This window comes from Weissella bombi, from assembly GCF_900094835.1.
Classification (GTDB): domain Bacteria; phylum Bacillota; class Bacilli; order Lactobacillales; family Lactobacillaceae; genus Weissella; species Weissella bombi.
The window spans coordinates 1-4,858 of the sequence record NZ_FMAO01000026.1 but is presented as its reverse complement, the minus strand read 5'-3'; the positions used below and the strand labels follow the sequence as shown (position 1 = coordinate 4,858).

General features: G+C 36.2%; 9 protein-coding genes and 1 pseudogene. All 10 read right to left on the bottom strand.

The annotated features are described in order from the left end of the window. Window positions 1-105: 105 nt before the first annotated feature. Window positions 106-519, bottom strand: coding sequence for a hypothetical protein (locus tag GA0061074_RS09010; RefSeq protein ID WP_092464105.1), 414 nt, complete (start codon window positions 517-519; stop codon window positions 106-108). 92 nt (window positions 520-611) lie between these two features. Beyond that, a complete protein-coding gene (locus GA0061074_RS09005; RefSeq protein WP_092464102.1) occupies window positions 612-1,100 on the bottom strand; it encodes a phage tail tube protein in 489 nt (162 codons plus the stop codon). A 14-nt stretch (window positions 1,101-1,114) separates the two neighbouring features. Continuing rightward, a complete protein-coding gene (locus tag GA0061074_RS09000; protein ID WP_240005877.1) occupies window positions 1,115-1,420 on the bottom strand; it encodes a minor capsid protein in 306 nt (101 codons plus the stop codon). Between the two features lie 76 nt (window positions 1,421-1,496). Further along, on the bottom strand, window positions 1,497-1,850 hold the full coding sequence (locus tag GA0061074_RS08995) for a minor capsid protein (protein WP_092464096.1): 354 nt from the start codon (window positions 1,848-1,850) through the stop codon (window positions 1,497-1,499). Further along, window positions 1,850-2,197, bottom strand: a complete 348-nt coding sequence (locus GA0061074_RS08990) for a putative minor capsid protein (RefSeq protein WP_092464093.1) — start codon at window positions 2,195-2,197, stop codon at window positions 1,850-1,852. Before GA0061074_RS08990 ends, GA0061074_RS08995 begins: the two co-directional genes overlap by 1 nt. Continuing rightward, on the bottom strand, window positions 2,187-2,597 hold the full coding sequence (locus tag GA0061074_RS08985) for a head-tail connector protein (protein ID WP_092464090.1): 411 nt from the start codon (window positions 2,595-2,597) through the stop codon (window positions 2,187-2,189). Before GA0061074_RS08985 ends, GA0061074_RS08990 begins: the two co-directional genes overlap by 11 nt. A gap of 13 nt (window positions 2,598-2,610) precedes the next feature. Next, window positions 2,611-3,459: a N4-gp56 family major capsid protein gene (locus GA0061074_RS08980; protein WP_092464087.1), complete on the bottom strand. Its 849-nt coding sequence runs from the start codon at window positions 3,457-3,459 to the stop codon at window positions 2,611-2,613. Then, a complete protein-coding gene (locus tag GA0061074_RS08975; protein ID WP_092464084.1) occupies window positions 3,459-4,076 on the bottom strand; it encodes a phage scaffolding protein in 618 nt (205 codons plus the stop codon). The genes GA0061074_RS08980 and GA0061074_RS08975 overlap by 1 nt, the downstream gene beginning before the upstream one ends. A 121-nt stretch (window positions 4,077-4,197) precedes the next feature. Further along, window positions 4,198-4,458: a hypothetical protein gene (locus GA0061074_RS08970; RefSeq protein ID WP_167550176.1), complete on the bottom strand. Its 261-nt coding sequence runs from the start codon at window positions 4,456-4,458 to the stop codon at window positions 4,198-4,200. Next, window positions 4,455-4,858: pseudogene (locus GA0061074_RS09165) on the bottom strand (hypothetical protein); the annotation flags it as partial. The pseudogene GA0061074_RS09165 and the gene GA0061074_RS08970, both read right to left, overlap by 4 nt.

Sequence of the window (4,858 nt, the reverse complement as noted above, 5' to 3'; positions counted from 1 at the left end):
TTAAAACACCAAACGCTGTAATCACTCGATTAAAGGCCAAATTAACATGATAGACACGTCCGTCCAATTTAATCGTTTGTTCAGGTTGTTTGGTGAATGAAAACATTAGTTATTACCCTTTCCTCTACGTTCTTTGCGATTCGTTCCATATTTTTGTTTTAAATCATTGTCTTGTCCTGCTTCGAAAATAGCTTGTGCAATCTTAGTAATTGTAACCGTACGATTATCTGCATAACGTACAATCTCGTCAGCTGCTTTTTGACCTAAAGCAGCAATTAAGTAATCCTTTGAAATTTTAAGCATTTCTGAATAGGCATCACGTACAAGCGTACGTTGTTCATCTAGTGTCATAGCTTCATCGTAATCAGTATTCTGAATATCATTTAATAATTTACCAATTTTCAACATCATATCTGAAAATTGATCATCCAGTTCTGACGTATAACGAACTGTGTATGTTTTTTTACCGATTGTAAAGTCTTGTGATTTGATAACTAAACTTGTGATATTAATTGCCATGTTATTGGTCTCCTTTTATTTTGCACAAAAAAATCAGGCCTCTCACCCTGTTTGGATGTTTATCGCAGTCATCGTCACTGAATTATTATTAATTATTTTTGGGGTACAGTATTACTAGGTGTGCCTGAAGCTTCAATCTTTTTAGGCTTTCCGTTCATTGCTAATGTAAAGCTGAATGTTTGCTTAACGTTAGCAGCACCACCAAATGGAACGATTGCTGTTAATGTTGCAACGAACACCAATTGCTTACCTTCTGGGTTAGTCCAACGGGCTAATGTACGTAATGAATCACCTACATCCGTAAAACGCTCTGCTACATAATCTTGTGCAGGGTCTCCTAGCAAACGATGACCAGCAACTGCAAATGTCACAGCCTTACCAGTAACATCGTGGTCAGAAAATCCTTCACCACTCCAGTAAGGTGTTGTGTCTGCTGTTTCTGATGAGGCAGGTGTAATTGTTTGAATTCCCTCAGAAAGTGCTGCCCAGTTTGCTTTATCGATATCTTCTAATGCTGTATTACCACTCACATCAATTTCCAAGTGATTTTCAAAGTTTAATTGAAATTTTGTTTTTGCCATGTTTAAAATCCTCTCTAAATTGTTAAATTAGCAGTCCCTGATAGTGACCACACTGTCATGTTATTTTTTTCACCCTCTAATTCGGGTTGATTAGGCGTCATATAATTAAATTCAAATGAATCATCAGTACTATCAAGTACCAAATTCTCATCAGTTAACGCCCCATAAATTGCCCACATAATTGCTGCTGTGTCTTGGGGTGACTCTTCTTGAACCATTAATTGCCAAGCAAAATCCATCTCCTTGGTACCGTTAAAATATTGGACAGTTGTTCGACCGCCTGGAATTGGAAACAAAGCAATACTAGGTTTATCTGTCAAAAAAGAAAGCTGTACAGGAAGTGGTAACTTTAAATTAGTATTTAAATAAGTCGCTAACTGTTCTAAAAAATTATTCTTATTGATACTTCGTCACCCCCTTTTTAAATGTGTCTGTCCATTTATCTATGTTTTTATCCTTGGCTTTTAAATCCCATTTAGGACCAGTACCTGTTGTTGTATAATTTTGAAACGTTGTTTTACCATTATCATTTGTTCCGTAATACTGCGCCCTGGCATAAACTTCGCCAAAGGAAATACGATCAGCTGTCACTGTGCGGTTAGCACGTAAATCTCCTTTTTTAAGTGGGACATATTTATTCATATCTATCGCTACTTGATTAGCTAATGCTAATTTAGCTTTTTGTTTGTTTGCCGGACTAAGCATCTTATCTATGTGACCTACATCTAAATGAATTTGTTGATCAGCCATTAGCGCACCTCAATTTCATAACAAAATGGGTGACTAATTAATGGATAATCAAAGCGATTGATATGAATAATTTCATGCTCAACACCATCAAATTTAACTTTGCCGCCTAACCAACTATCATCAAACGCAATGTTATTGCTTAAGTGCTCTGGGTAAACAAACAGCTTAGCGTTTTTCTGACGTTCTTTTTGGTTATTGCTACCACTTGTGGCTGAACTATCTTCAAAACGAACAGGAACTAATTCTTGCCAATCATAATGTTCTTGCTCACCATACAAATCTTTCTTATCAGCAATCGGTTTAGCAACTTGGACACTATGAACTAACAGGCGTTTGTTAACGTACATAATCTACCCCCGTATACAACAGGCCTAGACTAGCTAGAATATTCATCGTATCTGGCGAGATATACAAGCTAGTGTCATTAGCACTTCTTGCTGTACCACTATTCATACTGATACTAGTGGAACCAATTGAAGAACTAGAAATATTAGCTTGTTCTCTAGCATCTGCAGCTGTTTCAATACCGCTTTTTGCAATATATTCTACCTGTAAAGCAACAGCCTGTTTAAATTGAGTTTGCATCCAATTAGGTAGCTTTAATAAGCTGTTTTCTTCCTTCATCAAGCGAAACTGCGTTATTGAATTAATGGCTAATTCAGCCCTTGTCAAAATCTTTTTAAAGTCTGATTCATCTATCTCAGCAAAGTTAAAACCCTTATACTCGTCATACGTTAAATAGGGCATACGTTACCTCCTATTAACCTTTAGGTGTTGTAGATGTAGTTCCTGAATCTGCTGAGCGAACAATTAAGGCATCATTATAGATTGCTACTCCATAATGTTGATCAGCATTAAACTTCGTTGACTTATGATCAATATCTCGTGCAGACTCGGCTAGTAAGTCACGCTTCAAATAAACCTTTAATGCACCAGGCTTAGTTGCAATAAATTGAGCGTCTTCAATCTTCTTTGAGCGAACAATCTCCCAACCAAATAGTTCTCCAAATGCACCGCTTACTAGAATGTTATCACCTAGTTGCGAAGTACGTGTCCAGTCATTAGCAGCTGCCTTACGTAGTCTAGCAGCATCCTTATATGACAAGAACAACACACCAGTTTGGTCAGTAGCGTCATTTTCAATTGCATCAGGTGCATCAACGAATGTCGCTTCAATTTGGTCTATTAAATCTAAATCAATCTTTGCATTTACGGTTAGCTTTGCTCCTTGTGCAGCTTCCAAAATATCGTTATCAATCTTTGATGCAATCGCCATTCGAATTTGACGTTGTGCTTCACCCACTGGATCACCATAACCAGACAAAACAGCTTCATCGGTTAGCTGCACACCAATCCCGGCTTTCTTAATATCAATCTTACGAGTTGATGTCTCCAATTGTTTGTAATCAATTGCGGCACCTTCAGCCACATCTTCAGCATCACCAATATACTTGTATGATGGTACTGTAATTTCGTCTCCTGGACGTCCTTCCAATGTTGTATCAATTGGTGCAATGCCACTAAATTTAATGGCTTTTGGTAGTTGCGCTTGAATCATAGCCCCCATTACTTCGGGATCAATCATGCTTTCCATATTTGTAACAACCATTAATTACTTCCTCCTACTAATTCTTGGTATTGTGTTGGATTATCGGCTTTCAAAGCTGATAACTCTTGATATGAATAGTCCGCCAATTCTTTTCCAGCCGGTGCTCCTGTTGGATTAGGATTACCTGTTGGCGTAATGATTGGTGTTTTCGTCTCAGTGTTCTCTGCTTCAAATAAGAAGTCATTATCTTTCTTAATCGTATCGAGTTGATCAGATAGGCCAGTTAACTTTCCTTTGTTGTTAAAAGCAATCGAATCAGTGTCTAGTAATGCCATGACAGCTTTTTCATTCTTGGCCCCTGCTTGTCTCAATGCGTTTGAAATCTCATAGTCCTTCTTAGTTGCTTGCAGTTGCTGTTCAGCATTAGCCTTTGATTCATCAAATTTATCCTGTAAGTCCTTTAATTGACCTTGAAGTTCGCTACCCTTCTTCGCATCCTTTTGAGCATCAGCCAGTTGACTATTAACTTCATCAAATTGCTGTTGCAATGAATCACGTTCTTGCTCAGCGGTATCCTTCTCCTGCTTTAAGGTATTTACTTCATTGCCATATTCAGCCATTACTTGTTTAACTTGTTCATCATTTAGACCAAAGCCCTTTAGCGTTTCAGTTTTCATACATTTCCTCCTAAGCTGTTTATTAGCGAGTCAGCCCTCGCACAGATTTTTGTATAAAAAAAGAACAGTTTAATGACGTATTCAGGTCAAAATAAAAGCACCGATAATTTAATATCAGTGCTTAATCTTTAATAAATGTTTTCGCATGATCAATAATTTTTCGTAATTCATGTAACCATTGCTTCTTTTTTGTGTTATCAAATGAATCAGTAAACTCAGGAATAACATCTTGTAAATAATCATCCATTTCAGGATTATCAATTTCAAGCTGATCAGTTTCGTCAGCAAAATAATCCTGAATATCTAATGCATATTTCCATAAATCATCAACAACAAATGCTTTTTCAAGAACATTCAGTACATCATTTTCAATTGCTGTCATAATTGTGTCCAACCATTCCCCTTCTTACGTTGTTTAATAAAAGTCACTATATAATTAGTATCCTTTTCAGTTATTATAGCAATTTTATTATAATATCGCACTAATCTACCATTTCGACTATCAATAAAATTAGGTTTTTTATGCAAAGTATTAATAATAGTTTGATAATTATAATTATATTGGCCATTCTTTTTAAACATTCTTTCTGCCATTCTTGTTACTGCATGACCACTAGATTCGTAACCATCTCTTTTCAAAGAATAGTAAATATCAACACCTTTGTTTCTAATTTTTGTATCAGAAGTTTCCCTAGCTGAATGCTTGATGTAATTGACAGTCTTAACATCTTTATCCAAAGCATGTATTTTTTTACTACTTTTTCTAATTTCTGTATATTCTT

Bases quoted from the DNA above. Each gene is read 5' to 3' on its own strand.
- GA0061074_RS09010 (WP_092464105.1), bottom strand. From the start codon at position 519: ATGGCAATTAATATCACAAGTTTAGTTATCAAATCACAAGACTTTACA.
- GA0061074_RS09005 (WP_092464102.1), bottom strand. From the start codon at position 1,100: ATGGCAAAAACAAAATTTCAATTAAACTTTGAAAATCACTTGGAAATT.
- GA0061074_RS08995 (WP_092464096.1), bottom strand. From the start codon at position 1,850: ATGGCTGATCAACAAATTCATTTAGATGTAGGTCACATAGATAAGATG.
- GA0061074_RS08990 (WP_092464093.1), bottom strand. From the start codon at position 2,197: ATGTACGTTAACAAACGCCTGTTAGTTCATAGTGTCCAAGTTGCTAAA.
- GA0061074_RS08985 (WP_092464090.1), bottom strand. From the start codon at position 2,597: ATGCCCTATTTAACGTATGACGAGTATAAGGGTTTTAACTTTGCTGAG.
- GA0061074_RS08980 (WP_092464087.1), bottom strand. From the start codon at position 3,459: ATGGTTGTTACAAATATGGAAAGCATGATTGATCCCGAAGTAATGGGG.
- GA0061074_RS08975 (WP_092464084.1), bottom strand. From the start codon at position 4,076: ATGAAAACTGAAACGCTAAAGGGCTTTGGTCTAAATGATGAACAAGTT.
- GA0061074_RS08970 (WP_167550176.1), bottom strand. From the start codon at position 4,458: ATGACAGCAATTGAAAATGATGTACTGAATGTTCTTGAAAAAGCATTT.